The following is a 23,959-nucleotide window of genomic DNA, read 5'->3' as shown; positions in this document are numbered from 1 at the left end:
GTCGTCTTCGCCGTTCGGCCGGCCCTCGACACGATGTCGAGGCCTGCTCGACCGAGCCCGAAATCGCCCTCGATCCGCTGTGTGGATCGGCAAGTCTTGGATCGGGGCCACCGTGCCGCGGCGAGGGCGCGTCCGAGGGCGCGCAGGGCGTCATCGGGGTCGGTCACGCGGCCTCCCCCGGGCGGGCGGCGTCGAGCGCCGCCGCGAGCGCGGCCTCGGTCTCGGGACGGGGCCGCACCAGGGGCAGGCGCAGATCGGGGGCGAAGCCCGGGCGCAGGAGCGCCAGGGCGAGCTTGACCGGGCCCGGATCGGTCTCGCGGGCGAGCGCCGCGATCAGCGGCCCCAGTCCGGCCTGGATCGCCCGGGCGCGGGCGTGGTCGCCGGCCCGGGCGGCCCGCTGCAGGGCGGCGCACGGCCCCGGCACCAGGTTGGCGACGACCGAGACGCAGCCCCGCCCGCCCATCGCGCGGTGGGCGGCGGCCGTGGCATCGTCGCCGGAGAGGATCGGGACGTCCGGGCCGGGCGCCCGCTCGATCACGCCCAGCCGGGCGAGGTCGCCGGCGGCATCGACCAGGCCTGCGATCCCCGGCAGGGCGGCGAGGCGCGCGAGGGTGTCGGGCAGGAGGTCGATCCCGGTGCGGGCCGGATTGGCGTGAAGGAGGAGCGGCCGGTCGCAGGCCGCGGCGATCGCCGCGCAATGCCGGTAGAGTCCCTCCTGCGTCGGGCGGTTGTAGTAGGGCGTGACCGCCAGGGTGGCGTCGGCCCCGGCGGCCTCCGCCGCCCGGGTCCGGGCGATGGCCGTGCGGGTGCAGTTGCTCTCGGTCGCGGCGATCACCGGCACGCGGCCCCCGGCCGCCGCGAGGGCGACGCGCAGCGCCCGGTCGCGCTCCGCCTCGGTCAGGGTCGGCCCCTCGGCGGTCGGGCCGCCGACCACCAGGCCCTCGATGCCCTGCGCGACCTGCCAGGCGACGAGATCGCCGAGCGCCCGCTCGTCGAGCCGGGTCCCGCCCGCGGTGAAGGGCGTGACGAGGGCGGTGAGCGCACCGCCGAGCCCCTGCGCGGATCTCACGGGACGAGGGCCAGGGTGGTGCTGGCGAGGCGCACCGCGTCGGGCCGGCGCCCGGTCTCGGCGGCGGCGTAATGCAGCGCGTCGCGGCAGGTGCGGAAGATGCCGCCGCCGAGGCCGTGCGTCTCGACGGCGAGCCAATGGCCCTCGGCGCTCCGGCCGACGAGGAAAGCGAGGGGGAGACGGGCCGGGCTCGGGGCCGGCGCGGTGGCGTCCAGGGAGGGGGGCATCGCGGGATCGGGGTTCGCGCGGCCGTCCCGCGGCCGCCCGCTCAAGGTGTCCCGGTTCCCGTCAAGGATCGAGGTGGAGGGAGCGGCGACGATATCAAGGCGCCGTGGGGTTTTGCCGGCGGCCCGAGCAGGCCGCGCAGCACGGCGACGCCCCCGCGGAGGACCGCGAGGGCGAGGACGAGACCGACGAGGAGGCGGATCAGGCCCCTGCCCCGCACGGCGGGATCGGAAGGGATGGCGACGTCACGGCCGCAGCTCGACCCGGCGGATCTCGCCGACCACCACGAGGTAGCACAGGCCGGCCACCAGGGCGTTGAGGCCGACGAAGACCAGGGCGCCGCTGAACGATCCGGTCTCGTGGACGATGTAGCCGATGACGATCGGCGTGGTGATGCCCGCGAGGTTGCCGAAGGTGTTGAACAGGCCGCCGCTCAGGCCCCCGGATTCTCTCGGCGAGGTGTCCGAGACCACCGCCCAGCCGAGGGCCCCGATGCCCTTGCCGAAGAAGGCGAGCGCCATCAGGCCGACCACCAGGGCATCCGCCTGGACGACGTTGCAGCCGATGATCGCCATCGAGAGCAGCATGCCCGACACGATCGGGATCTTGCGGGCGGCGGTGAGCGAGTAGCCGCGGCGCAGGAGCTGGTCCGAGATCACGCCGCCGAGGATGCCGCCCAGGAACCCGCACAGGGCCGGCAGCGTCGCGGCGAAGCCCGCCTGCAGGATCGACAGGCCGCGCTCCTTCACCAGGTAGACCGGGAACCAGGTGAGGAAGAAGTAGGTCAGCGTGTTGATGCAGTACTGGCCGACATAGATGCCGAGGAGCATCCGCTCGGAGAGGAGCTGGCGCAGGGTGCGTCCGGCCCGGGTCGCGGTCTCGGCCCGGCGCCCCTCCATGTCCATCAGGGCGCCGCCCCGCTCGAGATCGTCGCGCTCGGCCGGGCCGAGGCCGGGATGCTCGCGCGGCCCGTGCACCACCTGGGTCCAGAGCAGCGCGAAGGCGATGCCGAGCGCCCCCATCACCGTGAAGACGTGCTGCCAGCCGAAGGCGTGGACGATCCAGCCCATGAGCGGCGCGAACAGCACCGTGGCGAAGTATTGCGCCGAGTTGAAGAAGGCCGAGGCCATGCCGCGCTCGTCGGACGGGAACCAGGCCGCGGTGATGCGGGCATTGGCCGGGAAGACCGGCGCCTCGGCGAGGCCCACGGCGAGGCGGAGGGAGAACAGCACGGCGACGGCGGCGAAGCCGGAGAAGAAGCCGACCGCCCCCTGCATCAGCGTGAAGGCCGACCACAGGAAGATCGCCGCGGCGTAGACCCATTTCACGCCGTAGCGGTCGAGCAGCCAGCCGCCGGGAAGCTGGGCCAGCACGTAGGACCAGGCGAAGGCCGAGAAGACGTAGCCCATGGTCACGGCGTCGAAGCCGAGATCCTTGGCCATGGCCGGGCCGGCAATGGCGATGGTCGCCCGGTCGGCGTAGTTGATGGCGGTGGCGGAAAACAGCATCGCCAGGATGCCGAGGCGGATGCGGCTCCGCTTCGCGGCCGCGAGGCCGAGGACTGCGCTCATGACTCTCCTCCCGGGCGGCCCGAGGGCCGCGGCGGCGTCTTGTTCGCGCCCCGCATGCGCCGAGAGGGGCGTTCCGGGACGGGAGACTAGGGGCGGGCCCGGGGAGAGGTCCAAGTCAAAGGGTGAATGGGTCGATGCGCGGGCAGCATCGACCAGAGACTGACAGACGAGCTTGTCGCATCGATTCCGGGTTCAGGAGGCGAGCCCGTAGACGGCGTCGCCGAGGCGGCGGAAGACGGTGCCGCCTTTCGCGCGCTTCCACAGCCGGGTGTTGAGGGCCGCCACCGGATCGTGGCCCGGCAGGGTCAGGCCGCGGGCGGCGAGCCGCTCCCAGATCTCGGCGGCATGCATCGGCCGCCCGGCCTCGGCCAGGATGTCCTCCGCCGCCTCGATGAGCCGGCGGCCCTCCTGGCGCGCCGTCGCGCCGTCGGGCGCCGAGGAGCCGGGCGGGTCGCCGGCCGGCGGCCGGGCGGTCGCGACCATGGGCTCCGGGATGAGCGACCGGGCAGGCTCTGCCCGCGGCGATCCGGCCGCGGCGCCCGATGCCGGATCCGGCCGCGGCGGCTCCACCGGCGCGGGCACGGAGCGAGCCGGTTCGGCGGCGCCGCCCGGCCGGGCGAGGCGGCGGCCGAGGTCGAGATACAGCTCGTGCTCGGCGATGGCCCGGTCGAGGGCGGCGCGCTGGCGCCGCAGGTCGTCCAGACGGGCCTCCGTTTCCGCTTCCGACAGGAACATGCTGGCCTCTTGGAATATTCCAGACATGCGATTGCCGAAGCCTGGAATGCACAGAATAGGAATATTCCGCAAAAGTGCAAGGCGTCCGTCGGATTGTCCGGGCGCGATCCACCGCCGGGCGGCCGCCTCGCTCCCGGATCTTCCCTCCCGCGCCGAGCCCGTCCGGAACACGGTCCGGCGCGGGAAGAGGAGACGTCCTGCGCCGCTCCTGGGCCCCGACCGTTCTGCCCGCGCGTGGGCGGCGGCTCCGGCTGGATCGAAGGACCGCCCTCAACGAGTGAGTGGAATGAATGCGAAACATTCCATATTCCACAGAGCTGGATCATTCCCGCCTTATCGTCCGCCGCGGTTCCGTGGGACGCAGGATCGAGGGCCGTCTCCCCGGCCCCCTCGACCCCCATGGATCACGACGTGCCGCAGGGCCCAACCGGGATCGGCGCGCCCCGCCCTCCCCTCAGGCCGCCCCGGCCCTCGCGATGGCCGCCTTCCGGCGGGCGGGCTTGGGCGGCACCAGGAGGGTGCCGGGATCGGTCGGCATCAGCTGCAGGCCGGCCTCGTCGAGGCTGATCGGCAGCTTCGGAAACACTTCCTTGACGTGGGCCACGTCGGCCTTGAACGCCTGGCGGAAGCTGCGCAGGGAGGCGTTGTCGGCGCCGAACTGCTTGTGGACCGTGTCCCAGCTCAGGCGCAACGGCCGCTGCAGGCCGCGCAGGCGGTAGCCGATCCAGAACAGGAGATCGAGCTTGCGCGCCGAGCCCGAGAAGGCGCGGGCGGCCCGGATGTCGACCGGCAGGGCGTGCTGGACCAGGTTGTCGTAGAAATCCTGGTGGAACTGCACCGTCTTCGACCAGGCGATGCCGTCCTGGCCGCCAGAGCGCCAGAGGTCGAGCTGGCGGAAGGGCGGCATGGTGATGGTGGAGGAGCGCGACTGCCCGTCCCAGAGGCCGATCTGCATCGTGCAGGCGGCCAGGCGATGCAGCTGCTCCTTGAACTGCCGGATGGTGCCGCGCTCGCCGCCGGTGACGGCGAAGCCCATCTCGCGCATGAAGCCCGACAGGCTGTCGGCGACCTCGACCGTGGGGCTGCGCTGGCGCACCGCCTCGGTGCAGAGATGCAGGAGCACCAGCCGGGCCTTGGGGCCGTAGGGGAGCCCCTGCAGCTCCATCTGGCCGGTCGCCGGGTTCTTCAGCCGTCCGGCCAGGATGCTGAGCGTGTTGCGGCCGTATTCCCGGAAGAATTCCCGCTCCTCGCCGGGATCGCGGTAGGGCAGGCCGCAGAGCGCCAGCACGGAATGGATGTGCTGGATCGTGTCCGGGGTCACGGGCTCGGCCTCGATCACCATCCGGACCGCGTCGCGCCGGCGCTGGTCGCGCCCCATCGCGGCGCGGACCTCCTGCTTGCGGCCGGCCTCCGCCCGCTCGGCGTCGCGCAGGGCCTGGCGGTGGGCGATGTGCTCGACGATGACCGCGAACAGGAACCCGCCCCGGGCCGCTTCCAGCTCGGCCAGGAGGTCCTCGTCGTGGATCGCCGCGATCTTGGCCTCGATGCTCATGCCTTGCGATCTTGCCTGACGACCTTGCCTGCGGCGCTCCCCGCCGGTGATGGGTCCAAACCTTCATGCACGATTCCGATCCCGGGATTCCGGGGTCGGGGATGGGTTATCCCAAGATTCCCACGACTCGTCCCCGTTATCCCGCCCGTTATCCCGCCAGCACTCCCACCAGGATTCCCGCCAGGCTTCCGATGCCTGCCCGCCGCGAGGCCCGTGGGAGCCGCCGGAAGCCCCGCAGGAGCCCGCCGCCCCGTTTCGGCGGATGGGATGCCCCTGCCCTCCCCGGGCCTGTGGGCGGCCTGTGCACGGCCCTGTGGGCCGGTCCGGGACAGGCGGTGGCCGGGCCCGGCCGGAGCCTGTGGGCGAGCCGGTGGACGGGCGGTGGGCGGCACGGCGCAGAGTTCGATACGGGGCCGGATCGAGGGATCGCGGCCTGCGCAGAGTTCGATACGCGGGGGCGGCGCGAAACCGGCCGGTTTCCGAGGGCTTGGGCGGGGCTCGACGCCGAATCCGATGCGCGGCCACGCCGAATCCGATGCGCGAACCCCCGGAATCCCCGCAGAATCCCATGCGCCTCCACGCAGAGTCCGATGCCGGTCCACGCAGACCCGTATGCGCAACCACCCGACAAACCGTTGTCACGTCAGTGGAATTTGCCCCTCCATATAATCCACATAACTGACTCTCTGAGACTCCATGACTGATAAGTCACCTATAGGCCCGAGAGAGGGTTCGTTTTGAAGAACGCCATGGCGCGCCTTCGGCGCGGATTGGATACAATCGACGCAGCGTTGGAATTTACGGAATAAGCGAGGAATATCAGGCCCCTGCCCCGCCGGCGCGGGTGCTTCCCCGGGCGCCCCGGGGCGCCTATGAGCGGGCTGACGGCGCCGCCGGGTGCGGCGCGGGCGGATGGCGAGCGACCATGAGCACCACCCCGATCGCGCGGCTTCTCGGAATCATGGCGTCCTTGCGCGACCCGGAGGGCGGCTGTCCCTGGGACCTGGCGCAGACCCATGCCAGCATCGTCCCCTACACGATCGAGGAGGCCTACGAGGTCGCCGAGGCGGTGGATGCCGGCGACCCGGAGGAGCTGCGCGACGAGCTCGGCGACCTGCTGTTCCAGGTCGTGTTCCAGGCCCGGATCGCCGAGGAGGCCGGCACCTTCGCCTTCGACGACGTCGCCACCGCCATCGCCGACAAGATGGTGCGCCGCCACCCCCACATCTTCGGCGAGGTCCGCGGCCTCGACCCCGACGCGGTGAATGCCCAATGGGCGGCGATCAAGGCTGAGGAGCGCGCCGCCAAGGCGGCGCGCGACAAGACCCGGGCGGGCGGATCCGAGCCCGAGGACACGGCCACCGGCACGCTCGCCGGCGTGCCCCTGGCGTTGCCCGCCCTCGCCCGGGCGGAAAAAATCTCGCGCAAGGCGGCCTCCGTCGGCTTCGACTGGCCGGACGCCGCGGAGGTCATCGCCAAGGTGCGCGAGGAGACCGACGAGGTGGCGCAGGCTCTGGCCGGGGAAGGGCCGGAGGCGGTGGCCGAGGAGATCGGCGACCTGCTGTTCTCGGTCGCCAACCTCGCCCGCCACGCGGGCGTCGATCCGGAGGAGGCCCTGCGGCGGGCGAACCTGAAGTTCCAGCGCCGCTTCTCGGCGATGGAGGCGGAGGTGACGAAGGACGGCCACACCCTGAGGGAGGCCGGCCTCGCGGCGATGGAGGCGGCCTGGGTCGCGGTGAAGCGGCGGGAGCGCTGAGGGCGCCCTCCCCAGAGAGAGATGCGATACGGCCGGGCTTGACCGCCGTCCGTATGTGAGAGAATTTCTCGTTCATGAGAGATGTTCTCCCATTCGATTCCGTGCCCGACGCTCAGGCCTCGGATATCGACCTGCGCCTCGCCGCCCGCCTCGCCTCCTTGCGCCAGGAGCACGGCCTGTCCCTCGACGCGCTCGCGCAGGCGAGCGGCATCAGCCGGGCGACCCTGTCGCGGCTGGAGCGCGGCGAGACCAGCCCGACCGCCTCGCTGCTCGGCCGGCTCTGCACCGTCTATGGCCGGCCGATGTCGCGGCTGCTGGCCGAGGTCGAGGCCGATCCGGCCCGGCTTGTGCGCCACGACGAGCAGAGCGTCTGGGTCGATCCCGAGACCGGATTCCGCCGCCGCGGCGTCTCGCCCCCGGCCAAGGGCTTCTCCGCCGAGATGGTCCTCGGCACCCTGCCGGAGGGGGCGGCCATTTCCTATGCCGCGCCGCCGGTCGGCGGCCTCGAGCATCACCTCTGGATGCTGGAGGGCCGGCTCGACCTCACCCTCGACGGCGTCGCCCACGCCCTCTCGCCGGGGGATTGCCTGCGCTACCAGCTCGCCGGCGCCTCGCGCTTCTCCTGTCCGGGCCCGGAGGCCCGCTACCTCATCGCGATCTGCCGGCCCTGAGTCCGCGCATGAGCCTCGCCATCCGCGCAGCCGGGAGGTCCAAGCCATGACATCGATCGAGACCCTCTCCCCCGCCGAGGCCGAGGCCGCCCTGCCGGACCTCGCCGCGCTCCTCCATGCCTGCGTGCTCGACGGGGCCAGCATCGGCTTCGTGCTGCCATTCGGTCTGCCCGAGGCCGAGGCGTTCTGGCGCGAGGGGCTGCCGGCCCTGCGCGGCGGCGCGCGCCGGCTGCTGGTGGCGCGTCATGAGGGGCGGATCCTCGGCAGCACCCAGGTCGGCCTCGCCGGTCCGCCGAACGGCCGCCACCGGGCCGAGATCACCAAGGTGCTGGTCCATCCGGTTGCGCGCCGCCGCGGCCTCGGCCGGGCGCTGATGCTCGCTGCCGAGGAGCTGGCCCTGGCCGAGGGGCGCTCGCTCCTGATCCTCGACACGCGGGCCGACGATGCCGGAGAGGCGCTGTATCGCTCCCTCGGCTACGCCGTCACCGGCGTCGTGCCCGACTATGCCTGCTCGCCGGAGGGCGTCCCGGAGCCCTGCACCTTCATGCACAAGCGGCTGCCGGCACCATCCCATGGACAGCTTGCCCATGGACAGCTTGCCCAGGGACAGCTTGCCCAGGGACAACTTGCGCACGGACCGGAGCTTGCGCGCCAGATTGGAACTTGACGAAGTTTTGAATCGCCGATCGCTTGCGCGCAATCGAACGGTCGGATCATGTCGGGTCGGGCCGACTCGGCCCTGTGAGGGGATCACCGACCATGACCCACGCCACGATCCGGGGCGCGCTGCTCGGCGCCGTGCTGACGCTCGCCGCCGCGCCCGCCCTCGCGCAGGACGCCGCGACCACGGCCGAGCAGACCATCGCGGCCATGACCAAGATCTTCGGCGACCATCCGGGCAAGCGCTCGAACCACGCCAAGGGCGTGGTGGTGGAGGGCCGCTTCACCCCGTCGAAGGACGCTGCCGCCTTGAGCAAGGCGAGCGTGTTCTCCGGCGCCGCCGTGCCGGTGACCGTGCGCTTCTCCGACGCGACCGGCCTGCCGCAGATTCCGGACGGCGCGCTGGAGGCCAACCCGCACGGCCTGTCGATCAAGTTCAAGCCCGCCGACGGCTCCGAGATGGACGTCGTCACCAACTCGCTGAAGTTCTTCCCCGTCGCGACCGGCGAGGAATTCCGCGATCTCCTGGTGGCGATCACCAGGAGCGGCCCCGACGCGCCGAAGCCCACCCCGGTCGAGCAGTTCATGGCGGCGCATCCGGCCGCCCCGAAGGCGCTCGCCACCGCCAGGACCCCGTCGAGCTTCGCCCGCCAGGTCTATCACGGCGTCAACGCCTTCGTGCTGGTCGACGCCGCCGGCAAGCGGAACGCCTTCCGCTACCGCATCGTGCCGGTGGCCGGCGAGGAGATCCTGAGCGCCGACGACGCCAGGGCCAAGGGCCCGAACTACCTCGTCGAGGAGCTGCCGGCGCGGCTCGCCAAGGAGCCCGTGGCGTTCCGGGTGCTGGCCCAGATCGCCCAGCCGGGCGATCCGACGAAGGACTCGACGGTGCCGTGGCCTGAGGACCGGCGGCTCGTCGATCTCGGCACCCTGACCCTGACCAAGGCGGTGCCCGACAGCCAGACCGCCGAGAAGGCGCTGCTGTTCATGCCCAACAACCTGCCGGAGGGCGTCGAGGTCTCCGACGACCCGCTGATCGACGCCCGGGTCCAGGCCTACGCGATCTCGTTCGGCCGCCGGTCGCAGTGAGCAATGGAGCGCGTGCAGCCCGGCAGGATATCGGGCCGCACGTCGAGATCACAGCCCGTTCGGCCGATCGTCTCCGACAGGTTTGACACCCGCCATGTCATTCCGGGCTCCGCTGCGCGGCCCCGGAATGACCCGGAGAGGTGGAAGCGGGCCTGCTGAGGCTGCAGCCCCGGGAGGGTCGTACAATTTCTGACGACCAGGGGAGGTCGTCGTTGCGGGCGGTCCATCCCTCCGCTACGCCCACCCCCATGCTCCCCTTCCTCAAGGCCAACCTGCGCTGGCTCGCGGCCGGGTTCCTGCTCCTGTTCTGCGGCTGCTTCGGCCAGACCTTCGTGGTCGCCCTGTCGGGCGGGGCGATCCGGCGGGAATTCGGGCTGTCGGACGGGGCCTTCGGGGCGCTCTATGCCGGCGTCACCCTGGCCTCGGCCCTGGCGCTCGCCGGGCTCGGCGGGCTCATCGACCGCTGGCCGGCGCAACGGGTGGTGAGCCTCGCAGCCGGCCTGCTGGCGGCGGGGGCCGCCGGCCTCGCCCTCGCGCCGAACCTCCCGATCCTGGCCTCGAGCCTGTTCCTGCTCCGCCTCGCCGGCCAGGGGCTGATGCTCCAGACCGCCTACACGCTGCTGGGGCGCTGGTTCTCGGCGGAGCGCGGCCGGGCGGTGTCGCTCGCCGCCCTCGGGCTCAATGCCGGCCAGGCCTGCCTGCCCCTCGGCTTCGTCGCGGCCGCCGCGTTCCTCGGCTGGCGCGGCCCCTGGCTCGGCATCGCGGTGCTTCTGGTCCTCGTCGCCCTGCCCCTCGCCCGCCATCTCGTGCGGCGCGAGCGGGTGCCGGAGGAGACCGCGCGCTCCGGGCCGGCCGCGGGGGCGACCCGGGCTGAAGCCCTCGCCGACCCGTTCCTCTACCTGTTGCTCCTGGCGATGCTGCCGCCCTCCTTCATCGGCAACACGATCTTCTTCCACCAGGCGCATCTCGCCGAGAGCCGGGGCTGGCCGCCGGAGGTCCTGGCTGCCGCCTTCCCGCCCTACGCGGTCGCGACCCTCGTCTTCCTGCTCGTGGCCGGCCGCCTCGTCGACCGGTTCTCAGGCCTCGCGCTGCTGCCCCTCTACCTGGTGCCGTTCGGCCTCGCCTGCCTGATCCTCGGCGGGATCGGCGCGCCATGGGCCGCCTTCGCCTTCATGCTGCTCTACGGCGTCACCGACGGGATCTCGCTCACCCTGTTCGGCGCCCTGTGGCCGGAGGTCTACGGCACCCGCCATCTCGGGGCGATCCGCGGCGCCATCGTGGCGATCATGGTGCTCGGCACGGCGCTCGGCCCCTTCCTGTCGGGCCTGCTCATCGATGCCGGCGTGCCGTTTGCCGGGATCGTGACCGGGATGGGCCTTTACTGTCTGATCGTCTCGGGCGCCTTCTGCCTGGGCCGGCGCCGGCTCGCCGCGCATCTGCGCGGGCGCCGCTTCGCGGCCGCGTGACTCACCGCGTCGGCCAGACCCAGGACGGCGGGTCGTGGTCCGGCGCCAGGGTCTCGCCGAGGCGCTTCTCCAGGGTGATGCGGGCCGCCCCCTGCCGCTCCAGGGCCGCCACCAGGGCGGCGGCGTGCGACACCACCAGGACCTGCGTGTCCTGCGCCGCCCGCGCGATCAGCCCGGCCAGCGGCGCCAGCAGGTCGGCATGCAGGCTGGTCTCGGGCTCGTTGAGCACCATCAGCTCGGGCGGGCGCGGCGACAACAGGGCTGCGGCGAGCAGGATGTAGCGCAGGGTTCCGTCGGAGAGTTCCGGCCCCCGCAGTGGCCGCAGCAGCCCGTGCTGGCGTAGCTCCAGAGAGAACTGCCCGTCGCTGACTGCGACCGACAGCGTCGAGCCCGGGAAGGCCTCGGCGATGGTCGCGTCGAGGGCGTCGCCGTCGCCGATCTCGATGATCGTCCGGATCGCCGCCGCCACGTCGGCGCCGTCGCCGGCCAGGACCGGCGTGCGGGTGCCGACCTGCGGCCGGCGCGCCGGCGCGTCGCGGTCGGTGCGAAAATGGTCGTAGAAGCGCCAGGCCCGCATCCGCTCGCGGAGCACCAGGACGTCGAGGGCATCGCGGGGATCGGCGCCGTGGGTCATCAGGCTGTCGAAGGCGGCGAGATCGCGAAAGGCCTCGGTCCAGCTGCCGGTGCCGTCGCGCAGGCGCACCAGCGGCCCGCGGCGCTCGGCGAAGACGTTGGCCCGCCCGACGATCGGCCCGGTCCAGACGCTCTCGGCCTTGATCTCGGGGTCTTGGGAAAAGAACGTGCCCTCGTAGCTCGGCGGCGGCAGGCCCAGCGCGATGGCGTAGCCGTACCCGTCGTCCGAGAAGCCGAGCTTCAGCTCGACCGGATGTCGCCGCACCGTGCCTTCGACCCGCCGCGCCCCGGACAGGACCTGGCGCCCGAACATCTCCGGCCCGGCCCAGAGCGCCGAGGCAAAGCCCCCTTCCCGGGCGAGCGACGGGATCGCCCGCCCTTGGGCGACCTCGGCGAGGAGGCGCAACGCGCGGTAGAGGCTCGACTTGCCGCTGCCATTGGCCCCCGTCACCACGGTCAGGCGGTCGAGGCCGAGCACGCTATCGCGCAAGGAGCGGTAGCCGGAGATGGCGAGGCGGTGGATCGGCATGGCGGTCTCGCTTCAGGGCGAGACGGGAGCGAGATCGTCTACCGCCACCGTGACCAGGGCGCCGAGCGGCTGCGCGGATTCGACTTCGTATGCGGCGCCGTCACGCCAGATGCCGACGATCGTGCTCTTGGTACCGGCGGGGATCGCGTCGCCGTCGTCGGTCGTGACCGGGATGGTCACCAGGACGCTGTCGAGATTGCGGAACTGCGACCCTCCCTCACCGTGTCGCACAACGGATATCGGGTCAGTAGGTGAATGCGAACCTTTCATCGCCGATCATCCCTTCGCCGCGTCCTTCGCTGTGACCCGGGCCGAGAAGCGATTGGGTCGATACCATCGAGACGGTGCCGGTCCTGCCGTCGGAGCGGCGCACGCTGCCTTCGCCGCCGAAGAACCCGTGCTTGTACGAACCGCGACATTCGAGGCCGTCTCTCGCCTTGAAGTCGATAGAACGGCCATCGAGGTAGCCCGAGAGCGTCCGGCCGCTCGCGGAGGTGCCTCCGTCCTCGTGAGGAAACTGCAGGCACCAGCACTCACGCACAGGCCCGCCATGACGATCAGGAGCGGCCATCGGCCGAGGATGGTCATGCGTGAAGCTCTTGTCCCGAATCGGTGGCGATGCACATCGTCACCGTCCAATCGCGAGCCTACATGCGTCACGTTCACGAAACGTGGATTTCGTTTGCCATCCGACCCGGGCGTCGTCCGGCGGGCGAGAGGGCGACCCGTCGCGATCGCTCGGGAGGCCCTACCCACCCCCTCGCAACCGCCGCGCCGCCCCGAACCGGTTGAGGAACCGCGGTTCCTTCTCGGGCGCGACCCGGACCACGAGGTGCATCGCGCCCTCGGCATCCTCGCGGCGGTCGAGCACCTCGGCATTCTCGTAGAGCCAGTGCAGCTCGGCGCCCTGCGCCGGCTCCAGGATCACCGCGAAGCTCGTGCGGGCGGCGGCGATCCGGGCCTCGATCCGGCTCATCAGGCGGTCGATGCCCTCGCCGGTCAGCGCCGAGAGCAGGACGGGCTTCGGCCCCTCCTTGCCATTTGGTCGGCTCAGGTTGAGCAGGCGCTCGCGCTCCGCCTCGTCGAGGAGGTCGGCCTTGTTCCAGACCTCGATGATGCGGTCGGCGTCGGGCTCGATGCCGAGCTCGGCTAGGACCTGCGCCACGTCGGCCCCTTGCGCCTCCGCGTCCTCGTGGGCGATGTCGCGGACGTGGAGCAGGATGTCGGCCTCGATCACGTCCTCCAGCGTCGCCCGGAAGGCGGCGATCAGCATCGTCGGCAGGTCGGAGATGAAGCCGACGGTGTCGGACAGGATCGCGGTCTCGCCATGCGGCAGCTTGATCGCCCGGGCGGTCGGGTCGAGGGTCGCGAACAGCATGTTCTCGGCCAGGACCTCGGCCCGGGTCAGGCGGTTGAACAGGGTCGACTTGCCGGCATTGGTATAGCCGACGAGGGCCACGATCGGGTACGGCACCCGGCGCCGGGAGCGGCGGTGCAGGCCGCGGGTGCGGGTGACGGTCTCCAGCTCGCGCTCGATTCGGGTCATCCGCTCCTGGATCATCCGCCGGTCGGCCTCGATCTGCGTCTCGCCCGGGCCGCCGAGGAAGCCGAAGCCGCCGCGCTGGCGCTCGAGGTGGGTCCAGGACCGCACCAGCCGGCTGCGCTGGTAGGCGAGGTGCGCGTGCTCGACCTGCAGCGTGCCCTCGCGGGTCGAGGCGCGGCGCCCGAAGATCTCTAGGATCAGGCCGGTGCGGTCGATGACCTTGACGCCCCAGGCCTTTTCCAGGTTGCGCTGCTGCACCGGCGAGAGCGCGCAATCCATCACCACGAGGCGGATGCCCTCGGCCTCGACGCGCCCGGCGATCTCCTCCACCCGGCCCTTGCCGAGATAGGTCGAGGGCCGGATCTGCTGGACGGTGACGAGGAGCTTGTCGGCAACGTCGAGCTCAATCGCGGCGGCCAGCCCCACCGCCTCGTCGAGGCGGGCGAGCGGCGGCCGCGGCTCGCCGTTGGCATCGCGTCGGGTCTGGTAGGGGCCGATCACCAGCGTGCGGGTCTCGGCCGCGATCGCGGCCTCCGGCTCGGCCTGGCGCTGCAGGCGGATCTCGCCCGGTATCCGCGGTTCCATCGTGTCTCCGGCTGCTCCCGCAATCCATCGGGAGTCCATCGGACAGAGGTTGGATGAGCGCGTGCGATAATCAAGCGGCAGGGCGCGCCCGCGGCCCCGGATTCGCAAGCTCCGGCGACGAAGAGGCGGGGCCGACAAAAAACAGGCCGCACGATGCGGCCTGGACACTGGCATGGGCGAGCCTGCGGGGCCTTGGCAGGCCACGCCGCTCGCGCCGGTTTCCCCGGGATGGGATCAGGCCTTCTCGGCCCCCTCCTCGCCCTGCTCGAAGAGCTGCACGGGATGACCCGGCATGATCGTCGAGATCGCGTGCTTGTAGACCAGCTGCGAGTGTCCGTCGCGCCGCAGCAGCACGCAGAAGTTGTCGAACCAGGTCACGACACCCTGCAACTTCACGCCGTTGACCAAGAAGATCGTCAGCGGAATCTTGTTCTTGCGAACGTGGTTGAGGAAGGTGTCCTGCAGATTCTGAGCGCGTTCGCCCGCCATTCTTCTTGTCCTTTGAACCCGCTGCCAGTCCTGTCGACGGGTCGGTCCGTGTTGTTGTGTTGCGGGAAGCGCGGCGCGCCACCCCGGGAACCGGCCGCCCCATTACACGGTGAAGCTCGTCCGGGCGCAAGTGCAGACTGGCCGCAGGGGAAATCCCCGGGCCGCCGAATCTGCCGCATCCGGCCGCGCCCGCGATCCTGTCGCGCTCGGGCCACAGGACCGCCTAGCAGAAAGGCCGGGGCTCCGCATCCCCAAATGCCGGGCCCGGATCCCGCCCCTTGAAGGATCAGGCGCCGATGCCGAGCGACTTCAGCTTCCGGTGCAGGGCCGAGCGTTCCATGCCGATGAACTCGGCGGTGCGGGAGATGTTGCCGGAGAACCGGGCGATCTGCGCCACCAGGTATTCGCGCTCGAAGATCTCGCGCGCCTCGCGGAGCGCCAGGCTCATCAGCTTCTCGCCGCCGGCGCCGCTCGGGGTGGTCGGCACCAGCGCGCCGACCTCGCTCGGCAGCATCTCGGTCGTGACCTCGGTCTCCGGATCGCCTTGCGTCAGGATCATCAGCCGCTCGACGTTGTTGCGCAGCTGGCGGACGTTGCCGGGCCAGTCGTGCGATTGCAGCACCGCCATCGCGTCGGCGGCGATGCGCCTTTGCGGCAGGCCGGTGGCGGCCGAGATCTGCTCCATGAAGAACGCGATCAGCTCCGGCACGTCCTCGCGTCGCTCCGCCAGCGACGGCACCCGGATCGGGACGACGCTGAGGCGATGGAACAGGTCCTCGCGGAAGCGCCCGCCGGCGATCTCCTCGGCGAGGTCGCGCGACGAGGACGAGATGATCCGCACGTCGACATGGACCCGCGTGGTGCCGCCGACGCGCTGGAAGTTCTGGTCGACGAGGACCCGCAGGATGCGGTTCTGGGTCTCGCGGGGCATGTCCGCGACCTCGTCGATGTAGAGGCTGCCGCCATGGGCCTCCTCCAGCGCCCCGACCCGGCGCGGCTTGCCGTCGGCGGCCTCGACGCCGAACAGCTCGGCCTCCATCGTCTCCGGCGTGATCGTGGCGGCGTTGATCACCACGAAGGGCCCGTTCGCCCGCGACGAGGCGGCGTGGATGGTGCGGGCCGACAATTCCTTGCCGGAGCCCGGCGCGCCCGAGATCATCACCCGGGCGTTGGTGGGGGCGACCCGCTCGACGGTCTGGCGCAGCTGGTTGGCCGCGACGGAGGCGCCGACGATGCGGCTCGCCTGGCCGGAGCGCGCCTTGAGGTCGCGCACCTCGCGCTTGAGGCGCGAGGCCTCCAGCGCCCGCTCGGCGACCAGGATCAGCCGGTCGGCCTTGAACGGCTTCTCGATGAAGTCGTAGGCGCCCGCCTTGATCGCCGAGACCGCGGTCTCGATGTTGCCGTGGCCCGAGATCATCACCACCGGCAGGTCCGGGGCCTGGGCCTTGATCACGTCGAGCACCTGCAGCCCGTCGAGGCGCGAGCCCTGGAGCCAGATGTCGAGGAAGACGAGGTGCGGGCGGCGCGCCTCGATCGCCGCCAGCGCCTCGTCGGAGGAGCCGGCGGTCCGGGTGCGGTGGCCCTCGTCGTCGAGGATGCCGGCGACGAGCTCGCGGATGTCGGCTTCGTCATCGACGATCAGAATGTCGGCGCTCATGGCTTCAGGGCCTCCCCGCGATGCGGGTGGCAGGCCGGCCGGCCCCGCACCCCGTGCTGTGACGAATTGGGCTGTGGTGATTCAGGCCGTGCCGGCCGCGGCGGCGGGTCGGGCGCCTCACGCGGCGGGCTCCGGCGCCGGGGCCGGCCGCGCGGACCGGCCCGACGGCTCGTCGCGCCGCACCTCTTTCAGGACCCGCATGCGCACCTGCCCGCCGCGCCCGCGCGGGTTGTCGTTCAGCTCGATGCCGCCGCCGTGCTCTTCCAAGACCTTGCTCACGATCGCCAATCCGAGGCCCGTGCCTCCCTCGCGGGTGGTCATATAGGGTTCGAGCAGCCGCTGGCGCCCTTCCTGGGGGAATCCCTTGCCGGTATCGGTGATCTCGATCACCGCGGATTCGCCCTCCTCGTAGAGGCGCACCGCGATCAGGCTCTCCCCGCGCACGTCCTCCGGCACCGCCTGCACCGCCTCGACGGCGTTCTTGAGGATGTTGGTGATCGCCTGCGACAGGAGCCGGGTGTCGAAGGCGGCGCTCACCCGGGCCGCGCCCTCCTCGAGCGTGAAGGTCACGTCGGGATGCGCCACCCGCATCATGAACAGGTTCTGCTTGACGATCTCGGTCAGGTCGTTGCGGGCGATCGCCGGCTTGGGCATCCGCGCGAAGGACGAGAACTCGTCCACCATCCGCTTGATGTCGTCGACCTGGCGCACGATCGTGGCGACGCACTGCTCGAAGACCTCCTTGTCGGTGATGATGACTTTCCCGTACTTGCGGCGGATGCGCTCGGCCGAGAGCTGGATCGGGGTCAGCGGGTTCTTGATCTCGTGGGCGATGCGGCGGGCGACGTCGGCCCAGGCCGAGGTGCGCTGCGCCGTCACCAGGTCGGTGATGTCGTCGAGGGTGACGACGTAGCCCCGGTCGCCGTCCTGCGACTGCTCGCTCGTGGTGCGCACGTCGATGGTGCGCTCGCGGCCGTTGCGGGCGATCTGGATCTGCTGCTGGGTCGGGCGGGTGCGGGTATCCCCCGGCAGGCCGCCGAGCTCGGGCATCACCGCCTCCAGGGGCTCGCCGACGAGGTCGGCGGCGGAGCGCCCGAGCATCCGCTCGGCGGACGGGTTGGCGATGGTGATGACCCCGCGCCCGTCGACGCCGATGATTCCGGCCGGCACCCCGGCCAGCACCGCCTCGGTGAAGCGGCGGCGGCTGTCGATCTGCTCGCTCTGCTCGATCAGGGTGGTGCGCTGGCGGCTCAGCTCCTGGGTCATCTTGTTGAAGCTCTCGCCCAGGTGCTGCAGGTCGCCCTCCGTCTTCCGGAACGGGACCTGGGCGTAGTAGTTGCCGGACGCGACCTGGTCGGCGGCGTTGATCAGCCGGCGGATCGGCGCCACGAAGCGGTTGGCGAAATTGAGCCCGAACCACACCGCCGAGAGGAGCGCGATCAGGGCGATCAGCGCGAACATCGTCGCGAAGGCGATCTGCACGCTGCGCCGCCCGGCATCGATGGTCAGGAATTCGGTCGCGGCGGCCCGCGACACGCCCGGGAACTCGACCGCGAGCCGCGTCACCTCGCGCTCGACCAACAGGAAGGCGTCGTCATAGGCCGGCAGCTTCATCAGCGTGCCGAAGACCCGCCCCTCCCGCGGCAGCAGGCAGGTGGCGTCGGCGGATTTCGACGCCTCCTCGAAGTCGCTGGCGGAGGGCAGCGGCGGGTCCTTGAGGATGTCGATATTGGCCCGCGCCACGGTCTCGGTCGGCGAGCGCATGATCCGGGCGATCGGCAGGCCGAGCGAGGCGGCCCGCGCCGTGAGGAAGTTCTCGAACCAGGCCCGCTCGACGTCGAAGGCGGGCCGCGCCCGGGTGAGGTCGTCGGAGAGGATGCGGGCCTCGCGGGCGAGGCTCTGGCACTGGTTGGTCAGGTAGGCGTCGGCCACGTCGACCGACATCAGCACGACGTTGCGCATCCGGTCGGAGAACCAGGGCGAGAGGCCCCGTTCCAGGGTGATCGACGCCACCACGGCGAGCAGCACCGTCGGCAGGGTGGCGATCAGGCTGAACAGCCCGACGATGCGGGTATGGAGCCGGGCGGCGGCGGCGTTGGTCTGCCGGGCGCGCAGGAAGACCCGCGCCTCCCAGGCGATCACCACGACGAGCAGCAGCACCAGGGCGACGTTGCTGAGCAGCAAAGCCACCACCACCGTGTGGGTCGGCGCGATCGCGGTGGCGCCGACCAGGATCAGGAAGGTGGCGAGCGCCAGCGCCAGGGCGACGATGACCGCGAGGGCACCGAACCAGCCCGGACCCCGCGGCGCGGCGTCTTGAACCAGCCCGGGCGCGGCCGGCCTGGCGGTGTGGCCGGGCGCGCCGGAGGGGGGCGCTGGAGCCCGGGGGCGACGTGTGAACAGCATCCGTGGTGCAAGGCCACTACAGTGTGGCGAAATTAATACGGATGCCGATGCGGCGGCAATCGGGGCCGGCGGCGGTCAGGCCGCCCGGCCCGGGAGAACCCCGCGGCGAAGCCTCTCAGGCGGCCTGGTTCGAGCGCGGGCGGCGAACCACCGGCTTCTGGCCGAGGCCGATGCTCTTGGCCAGCTCGGAGCGCTGGGCGGCGTAGTTGGCGGCGACCATGGGATAGTCCGGCGGCAGGCCCCACTTCTGGCGGTACTGTTCGGGGGTGAGCCCACGTCCCGCCAAGTGGCGCTTGAGCGTCCGGTACCGGCGCCCGTCCTCCAGGCTGATCAGGTAGTCGGGCGTCACGGTCTTCTTGATCGGCACCGGCGGGGTCAGCCGCCCGGGCTCGGCCGGCGCGGCCGAGCCGAGCCGGGCCACCGCCTCGTGGACGCTGCGGATCAGGCTCGACAGCTCGCCCACCGGCACGCTGTTGTTCGACACGTAGGCCGACACAATATCGGACACGAGGCCGATCATCTGAGGTGTTTCGACGTGGTCAGCTGAACTCATTGCGGTCCTCGAGAAGTGCGGGCCCCCGTCCGAGGTCATGGATGTTACGCCAGTCTCCGTCAACCGCAAGGTGTCTCGATCAACATAAGAGTTGGATCTGCTTTAGTGGCATTTGGTTCCGCAGGGTCATGCCGATTGCCGCTTGCGTCGGGACGTGAGCGACGGCCGCCGCTGCCCGGGCGGGGACGGGCGGCCCCGGGAATTCGTCGGGAGTCTGGAAATGTGATTTTTTGTCAGTGCTTTACGGGTTTGTCCGGAGCGCCGCGACCGGGCGGCCGCCAGCGGATCGGGCCGTCCCGCGGAGCCCGGCGGGCCGATCCGGCTACCTCTTAATAATTTATAAAAGTCGCGAACCAATACGTTTCGCCTCAGCCTATCGGCGCGCAGACGTCCAATCCAGGCATGCCTCCGGTGGCCGTTGCGATGCTGCCTGATCGACCGAAATCGCGCCGTTGCTCCGGTACTCTAGTCCTTGTCGTCAATCCGCGTAGAGGGAATTCGTATTCTCAAGATGGATATCATCATGGGGATCGAAGAGGCATCCCTTGTGATTGTGTTCCGTGCGAGATTGTGGCGGTAGATCCTTCGCGTGTGCTGAAGGATTACGGCGAGCGCAGCGGAAGTACGATCCGGGGCCGAGCTTGAGCGCTGGCGCCGACGCGATGCCGCGTCGCGCGGCAGCAGCGCGTGGCAGCCCAAAAACGGACCAGGCCGGCCCGTCTCCGGCCCGGCCTTGCCGAATTATCCCGCATGACGCGCCTGCGCGAAGGTGGCTGTCTACGGATGCGTCCGAATGCCGCGCTGCGCCGGGCCGGTTGTCCACGGGTCCGGCCCTGCCGGCGCCTCAGCGCGGGGTGCGGAAGACCTGGAGGTCGAGGTCCCGGACCTTCTTGCGCAGGGTGTTGCGGTTCACGCCGAGCAGCTCGGCGGCGCGAATCTGGTTGCCGCGGGTCGCCGCCAGGGCCGCGCCGATCAGCGGTCCCTCGATCTCGCGCAACACGCGGTGGTAGAGTCCGGGCGGCGGCAGCGTGTCCCGGTAATTGGAGAAATACTCCGACAGGTGCCGCTCCACCGCCGCCGACAGCCCCTCGGATTCCCCGTTCCCCTTGCGCGCCGTCCCGCCTTGCGCGGGTGCGGCGAGCGGCAGGGTGTCGAGCTCGGCCTCGATCACCGGGCCGGTGATCGTCTCCTGGGGATAGAGCGCCGCGAGGCGCCGGACCAGGTTCTCGAGCTCGCGCACGTTGCCGGGCCAGCGGTAGCGCTTGAGCTTCTCCATGGCGTCGCCGTCGAGCTGCTTGCGCGTCAGGCCCTCGCGCTCGACCAGCACGAAGAAGTGGCGCACCAGGTCCGGCACGTCCTCGGAGCGCTCGCGCAGGGCCGGCAGGCGCAAAGGCACCACGTTGAGGCGGAAGAACAGGTCCTCGCGGAAGATGCCCTGCTGGATCGAGACCCGCAGGTCCTTGTTGGTCGCCGCGATGATGCGGACATTGGTCTTGATCGGCACGCGGCCGCCGACGGTGGTGTACTCGCCCTGCTGGAGCACGCGCAGGAGGCGGGTCTGGGCCTCCATCGGCATGTCGCCGATCTCGTCGAGGAACAGCGTGCCGCCCTCGGCCTGCTCGAAGCGGCCGGCCGAGCGCGCGGTGGCGCCGGTGAAGGCGCCCTTCTCGTGGCCGAACAGCTCGGATTCGATCAGGTCGCGGGGGATCGCCGCCATGTTGACCGGGACGAACGGCCCCGAGCGGCGGCGGCCGTAATCGTGCAGCGCGCGGGCGACCAGCTCCTTGCCGGTGCCGGATTCGCCGGTGATCATCACCGTCAGGTCGGTCGGCATGAGGCGCGCGAGCGAGCGGTAGATCTCCTGCATCGCCGGCGAGCGGCCGACGAGGGGGATGTCCTCGTTCTCGGGCGCTGCCCCCGGGGCCGCGTTGCCGCGCGGGCGCGACAGGGCGCGGCCGACGATCGCGGTCAGCTCCTTCAGGTCGAAGGGCTTCGGGAGATACTCGTAGGCGCCGCGCTCCGACGCCCGGATCGCCGTCATGAAGGTGTTCTGCGCGCTCATCACGATGATCGGCAGGTCCGGCCGCACCCGCTTGATCCGCGGCAGGAGGTCGAAGGCGTTCTCGTCCGGCATCACCACGTCGGTGATGACGAGGTCGCCCTCGCCCTGCGCCACCCAGCGCCACAGGGTGGCGGCGTTGCCGGTCGAGCGGACCTCGTAGCCGGCGCGCGACAGGGCCTGGTTGAGCACGGTGCGGATGGCGGCGTCGTCGTCCGCAACGATGATGTGTCCGTTCGGCATGGCGCTCACTCGGTCTCGGCGGAGGATTCGCGCCCGTCGCGGGCATGCGACATCGGCAGGAGGACGCGGAAGGTGGTGCGGCGGGGGGCGGGATCGCACTCGACGATGCCGCCATGGTCGCCGACGATCTTGGCGACGAGCGCCAGGCCGAGGCCCGACCCCTGCGCCTTGGTGGTGACGAAGGGATCGAACAGGTCCGGCAGGAGCTCGGCCGAGACGCCCGGGCCGTTGTCGCGCACCGCCACCTCGATCGGCAGGCTGACCCGCTCGCGCGAGCCCGGCACCTGGAGGCGCAGGCCCGTGCGGAAGGCGGTCGACAGGATGATCTCGCCGTCGACCGCGTCGGCGCCGATCGCCTCGGCGGCGTTCTTGACGAGGTTCAGGATGACCTGGATCAGCTGGTCGCGGTTGCCGAGCACCGGCGGCAGCGAGGGGTCGTAGTTCTCGACGAAGCGGATGTGGCGGGCAAAGCCCGACTGGGCCGAGCGCTTCACCTGGTCGAGGACGCCGTGGACGTTGACCGGGCCGCGCTCGACCGGGCGCTCGTCGCCGAACAGCTCCATCCGCTCGACGATCCGCACGATGCGGTCGGATTCGTCGCAGATCAGCCGGGTCAGGAGGCGGTCGTCCTCGGTGCCGGACTGCTCGAGGAGCTGGGCCGCGCCGCGGATGCCGGCGAGCGGGTTCTTGATCTCGTGGGCCAGCATCGCGCCGAGCGCCACCATCGAGCGGGCCGCACCCCGGTGGGTGAGCTGGCGGTTCATCTTGTCGGCGATGGTGCGCTCCTGGAGCATCAGCACCACGAGGTCGTCGTCGAGATGGGTCGCGAACACGTCGACGCTGCGCTCGATGCCGCTGCGGGGCGAGGCGAGTTCCACCCGGTACTCGCTGACGCTGGCGCGCCGCCGCCGCACCTCGTTCACCAGGGCGATGATCGGCGAGGAGAACGGGATGATGTCGCGCAGGCGCTGGCGCTGCATCATCCGGCGCGAATAGTCGAAGAAGTGCTCCGCCGCCATGTTGACCTGGAGGATCCGCTCGTCCGGGCCGATCGTCAGGACGGGCAGCGGCAGGGCGTTGATGATCATCTCGCTCGTCGGGTCGCTCATGAACGACGCCTTCCGGGTGCGGGCGGCAGGGGGGGCTGGCGCATCGCTCATCCTCATGCGGCCTGAGTTTCAGGCCGTGCGGCCTGCCCTGCAGACCGGGCGGCCGGGGTCTCGAAGGCGCGCCGCAGGAGCCGCGCGGCCTCGTCCGGGTCGGTGGTGGTGACGAGCCGGGTCCGCTCGTCGCGGTCGAGCCCGCCGGCATGGTCGGCATAGGCCGCGAGGTGCTTGCGGGCGTGGCGCACGCCCATCCGGGCACCGTAGAGCGCCAGCAGCCCCTCGTAATGCTCGGCGGCGAGGTCGGCCTTTGCCGCGGCATCCGGCTCCGCGACCGTCTCGTTGCTGAGGCCCGCCGCCACCGCGGCGACGAGCCAGGGCCGCCCGACCGCCGCCCGGCCGATCATCACGGCGTCGGCGCCGGAGGCCGCGAGGCAGGCCCGGGCATCGTCGAGGCCAGCTATGTCGCCATTGGCCACGACCGGGATCGCGACGGCTTGCGCGACCGCGCGGATCGCCGCCCAGTCGGCGCGGCCGGTATAGAATTGCTGCCGGGTGCGGCCGTGCACCGTGACGGCGGCGTAGCCGAGCCGCTCGGCGCGCCTGGCGAGGTCGGGGGCATTGCGGGTGGCATCGTCCCAGCCGAGCCGCATCTTGACGGTGACCGGCACCGCCACCGCGCCCCGCACCGCCGCGAGCAGGCGCTCGGCATGGTCGAGGTCGCGCATCAGGGCCGAGCCGGCCTGCCCGCCGGTCACGGCCTTCGCCGGGCAGCCCATGTTGACGTCGATCACGTCGGCGCCGTTCGCCTCGGCCAGCCGCGCGCCTTCGGCCATCCAGTGCGGGTCGCAGCCCGCGAGCTGCACCACGTGGGGCAGCACGCCCTCGCCTTCCGCCCGTAAGCGAGCCTCCTCGGTGCCGCGGGCGAAATCTTCCGCCGCCACCATCTCGGAGACGGTCGCGGTGGCGCCGAGCCGGCGGGCGATGCGGCGCATATGCAGGTCGGTGACGCCCGAAAGGGGCGCGAGCAGCGCCCCGCGAGCGAGCAGCGCCCCTGCGGACAGGAATCCTCTTGGCAGCGCTGCCGGCCCGGCCCCCGGCGCCCCGGCGCTCAAATAATGGTCAGTCGTCATTGTGCACAGCAAATAGCCAAAACCCGGTCATACGCAAGCGCGTTCGGGCTTCGATCCCCGAATTGCCCGCGAATTGTCAGCTGGTTGGGCCCCTGCCCGCAGCGGGCGCCCGAACGGCGTCGGCGGAGGCGCGCGCGGTGGACGGATGCGCGTGCGGTGGACTTCGTGCGGTGGCGTTCCGCACCGGGCCGGGCCGTCCTGGGCCAGGATAGCGGGGGGCGGTCTGGGAATG

General features: G+C 71.4%; 21 protein-coding genes. 5 read left to right on the top strand and 16 right to left on the bottom strand.

Going from position 1 to position 23,959, the window contains the following annotated elements; all coding sequences use genetic code 11:
- Positions 1-163: 163 nt before the first annotated feature.
- The 5 genes from dapA to VQ03_RS11575 all read right to left on the bottom strand — a co-directional run bounded on the left by dapA (position 164) and on the right by VQ03_RS11575 (position 5,152).
- Positions 164-1,069: a 4-hydroxy-tetrahydrodipicolinate synthase gene (gene dapA / locus VQ03_RS11595; RefSeq protein ID WP_048451029.1), complete on the bottom strand. Its 906-nt coding sequence runs from the start codon at positions 1,067-1,069 to the stop codon at positions 164-166.
- Entirely contained in the window at positions 1,066-1,296 is a 231-nt protein-coding gene (locus VQ03_RS11590) for a hypothetical protein (protein ID WP_048451028.1), read from the bottom strand. Before VQ03_RS11590 ends, dapA begins: the two co-directional genes overlap by 4 nt.
- 243 nt (positions 1,297-1,539) lie before the next feature.
- A complete protein-coding gene (locus VQ03_RS11585) occupies positions 1,540-2,865 on the bottom strand; it encodes an MFS transporter (RefSeq protein WP_048451027.1) in 1,326 nt (441 codons plus the stop codon).
- 192 nt (positions 2,866-3,057) lie between these two features.
- The gene (locus VQ03_RS11580) at positions 3,058-3,600 is read right to left on the bottom strand and encodes a winged helix-turn-helix domain-containing protein (protein WP_048451026.1); all 543 of its coding nucleotides are present in this window, start codon (positions 3,598-3,600) and stop codon (positions 3,058-3,060) included.
- A 454-nt stretch (positions 3,601-4,054) separates the two neighbouring features.
- Positions 4,055-5,152 carry a replication protein RepA gene (locus tag VQ03_RS11575; RefSeq protein ID WP_048451025.1) on the bottom strand — a complete coding sequence of 366 codons (1,098 nt, stop codon included), beginning with the start codon at positions 5,150-5,152 and terminating at the stop codon, positions 4,055-4,057.
- A gap of 925 nt (positions 5,153-6,077) precedes the next feature.
- Between VQ03_RS11575 and mazG the strand changes: the two genes are divergently transcribed.
- From mazG to VQ03_RS11550, 5 genes are all read left to right on the top strand, one after another.
- Positions 6,078-6,908 (top strand): nucleoside triphosphate pyrophosphohydrolase, encoded by an 831-nt coding sequence (mazG, locus tag VQ03_RS11570; protein WP_048451024.1) that lies wholly within the window; start codon positions 6,078-6,080, stop codon positions 6,906-6,908.
- Between the two features lie 74 nt (positions 6,909-6,982).
- A complete protein-coding gene (locus tag VQ03_RS11565; protein WP_048451023.1) occupies positions 6,983-7,579 on the top strand; it encodes a helix-turn-helix domain-containing protein in 597 nt (198 codons plus the stop codon).
- Between the two features lie 46 nt (positions 7,580-7,625).
- Positions 7,626-8,246, top strand: coding sequence for a GNAT family N-acetyltransferase (locus VQ03_RS11560; RefSeq protein ID WP_083467941.1), 621 nt, complete (start codon positions 7,626-7,628; stop codon positions 8,244-8,246).
- A 92-nt stretch (positions 8,247-8,338) separates the two neighbouring features.
- Positions 8,339-9,328 (top strand): catalase family peroxidase, encoded by a 990-nt coding sequence (locus VQ03_RS11555; RefSeq protein WP_048451022.1) that lies wholly within the window; start codon positions 8,339-8,341, stop codon positions 9,326-9,328.
- 248 nt (positions 9,329-9,576) lie between these two features.
- Positions 9,577-10,794, top strand: a complete 1,218-nt coding sequence (locus VQ03_RS11550) for an MFS transporter (RefSeq protein WP_048451021.1) — start codon at positions 9,577-9,579, stop codon at positions 10,792-10,794.
- 1 nt (position 10,795) lies between these two features.
- On the opposite strand, the gene VQ03_RS11545 is transcribed toward VQ03_RS11550, so the two are convergent.
- From VQ03_RS11545 to dusB, 11 genes are all read right to left on the bottom strand, one after another.
- Positions 10,796-11,956, bottom strand: a complete 1,161-nt coding sequence (locus VQ03_RS11545) for an AAA family ATPase (protein WP_048451020.1) — start codon at positions 11,954-11,956, stop codon at positions 10,796-10,798.
- Between the two features lie 12 nt (positions 11,957-11,968).
- On the bottom strand, positions 11,969-12,136 hold the full coding sequence (locus tag VQ03_RS11540) for a hypothetical protein (RefSeq protein WP_245292047.1): 168 nt from the start codon (positions 12,134-12,136) through the stop codon (positions 11,969-11,971).
- A 64-nt stretch (positions 12,137-12,200) separates the two neighbouring features.
- Entirely contained in the window at positions 12,201-12,527 is a 327-nt protein-coding gene (locus VQ03_RS32995; RefSeq protein ID WP_157064071.1) for a hypothetical protein, read from the bottom strand.
- A gap of 177 nt (positions 12,528-12,704) precedes the next feature.
- Positions 12,705-14,084: a GTPase HflX gene (hflX, locus tag VQ03_RS11535; protein WP_048451018.1), complete on the bottom strand. Its 1,380-nt coding sequence runs from the start codon at positions 14,082-14,084 to the stop codon at positions 12,705-12,707.
- Between the two features lie 234 nt (positions 14,085-14,318).
- Positions 14,319-14,573, bottom strand: coding sequence for an RNA chaperone Hfq (gene hfq / locus VQ03_RS11530; RefSeq protein ID WP_048429571.1), 255 nt, complete (start codon positions 14,571-14,573; stop codon positions 14,319-14,321).
- Between the two features lie 286 nt (positions 14,574-14,859).
- Positions 14,860-16,230 (bottom strand): nitrogen assimilation response regulator NtrX, encoded by a 1,371-nt coding sequence (ntrX, locus tag VQ03_RS11525; protein WP_048451017.1) that lies wholly within the window; start codon positions 16,228-16,230, stop codon positions 14,860-14,862.
- Between the two features lie 117 nt (positions 16,231-16,347).
- Positions 16,348-18,636, bottom strand: a complete 2,289-nt coding sequence (locus VQ03_RS11520; RefSeq protein WP_048451016.1) for a sensor histidine kinase NtrY-like — start codon at positions 18,634-18,636, stop codon at positions 16,348-16,350.
- Between the two features lie 115 nt (positions 18,637-18,751).
- Positions 18,752-19,189, bottom strand: a complete 438-nt coding sequence (locus VQ03_RS11515; RefSeq protein WP_048451015.1) for a Ros/MucR family transcriptional regulator — start codon at positions 19,187-19,189, stop codon at positions 18,752-18,754.
- Between the two features lie 844 nt (positions 19,190-20,033).
- Positions 20,034-21,491, bottom strand: a complete 1,458-nt coding sequence (gene ntrC / locus VQ03_RS11510; protein WP_048451014.1) for a nitrogen regulation protein NR(I) — start codon at positions 21,489-21,491, stop codon at positions 20,034-20,036.
- A 5-nt stretch (positions 21,492-21,496) separates the two neighbouring features.
- Positions 21,497-22,657, bottom strand: coding sequence for a two-component system sensor histidine kinase NtrB (locus tag VQ03_RS11505; RefSeq protein ID WP_425350060.1), 1,161 nt, complete (start codon positions 22,655-22,657; stop codon positions 21,497-21,499).
- Positions 22,654-23,727 carry a tRNA dihydrouridine synthase DusB gene (gene dusB, locus VQ03_RS11500; RefSeq protein ID WP_083467940.1) on the bottom strand — a complete coding sequence of 358 codons (1,074 nt, stop codon included), beginning with the start codon at positions 23,725-23,727 and terminating at the stop codon, positions 22,654-22,656. The genes VQ03_RS11505 and dusB overlap by 4 nt, the downstream gene beginning before the upstream one ends.
- Positions 23,728-23,959 lie beyond the last annotated feature (232 nt).

Source organism: Methylobacterium tarhaniae, from assembly GCF_001043955.1.
In the GTDB taxonomy this organism is placed as follows: Bacteria; Pseudomonadota; Alphaproteobacteria; order Rhizobiales; family Beijerinckiaceae; genus Methylobacterium; species Methylobacterium tarhaniae.
This window is presented reverse-complemented; position numbering and strand designations above follow the sequence as displayed.

Bases quoted from the DNA above. Each gene is read 5' to 3' on its own strand.
- dusB (WP_083467940.1), bottom strand. From the start codon at position 23,727: ATGACGACTGACCATTATTTGAGCGCCGGGGCGCCGGGGGCCGGGCCG.
- VQ03_RS11560 (WP_083467941.1), top strand. From the start codon at position 7,626: ATGACATCGATCGAGACCCTCTCCCCCGCCGAGGCCGAGGCCGCCCTG.
- VQ03_RS11515 (WP_048451015.1), bottom strand. From the start codon at position 19,189: ATGAGTTCAGCTGACCACGTCGAAACACCTCAGATGATCGGCCTCGTG.
- VQ03_RS11575 (WP_048451025.1), bottom strand. From the start codon at position 5,152: ATGAGCATCGAGGCCAAGATCGCGGCGATCCACGACGAGGACCTCCTG.
- hflX (WP_048451018.1), bottom strand. From the start codon at position 14,084: ATGGAACCGCGGATACCGGGCGAGATCCGCCTGCAGCGCCAGGCCGAG.
- VQ03_RS11520 (WP_048451016.1), bottom strand. From the start codon at position 18,636: ATGCTGTTCACACGTCGCCCCCGGGCTCCAGCGCCCCCCTCCGGCGCG.
- VQ03_RS32995 (WP_157064071.1), bottom strand. From the start codon at position 12,527: ATGGCCGCTCCTGATCGTCATGGCGGGCCTGTGCGTGAGTGCTGGTGC.
- VQ03_RS11565 (WP_048451023.1), top strand. From the start codon at position 6,983: ATGAGAGATGTTCTCCCATTCGATTCCGTGCCCGACGCTCAGGCCTCG.
- VQ03_RS11580 (WP_048451026.1), bottom strand. From the start codon at position 3,600: ATGTTCCTGTCGGAAGCGGAAACGGAGGCCCGTCTGGACGACCTGCGG.
- hfq (WP_048429571.1), bottom strand. From the start codon at position 14,573: ATGGCGGGCGAACGCGCTCAGAATCTGCAGGACACCTTCCTCAACCAC.
- ntrC (WP_048451014.1), bottom strand. From the start codon at position 21,491: ATGCCGAACGGACACATCATCGTTGCGGACGACGACGCCGCCATCCGC.
- VQ03_RS11585 (WP_048451027.1), bottom strand. From the start codon at position 2,865: ATGAGCGCAGTCCTCGGCCTCGCGGCCGCGAAGCGGAGCCGCATCCGC.
- VQ03_RS11590 (WP_048451028.1), bottom strand. From the start codon at position 1,296: ATGCCCCCCTCCCTGGACGCCACCGCGCCGGCCCCGAGCCCGGCCCGT.
- VQ03_RS11505 (WP_425350060.1), bottom strand. From the start codon at position 22,657: ATGAGGATGAGCGATGCGCCAGCCCCCCCTGCCGCCCGCACCCGGAAG.
- mazG (WP_048451024.1), top strand. From the start codon at position 6,078: ATGAGCACCACCCCGATCGCGCGGCTTCTCGGAATCATGGCGTCCTTG.
- VQ03_RS11555 (WP_048451022.1), top strand. From the start codon at position 8,339: ATGACCCACGCCACGATCCGGGGCGCGCTGCTCGGCGCCGTGCTGACG.
- ntrX (WP_048451017.1), bottom strand. From the start codon at position 16,230: ATGAGCGCCGACATTCTGATCGTCGATGACGAAGCCGACATCCGCGAG.
- VQ03_RS11545 (WP_048451020.1), bottom strand. From the start codon at position 11,956: ATGCCGATCCACCGCCTCGCCATCTCCGGCTACCGCTCCTTGCGCGAT.
- VQ03_RS11550 (WP_048451021.1), top strand. From the start codon at position 9,577: ATGCTCCCCTTCCTCAAGGCCAACCTGCGCTGGCTCGCGGCCGGGTTC.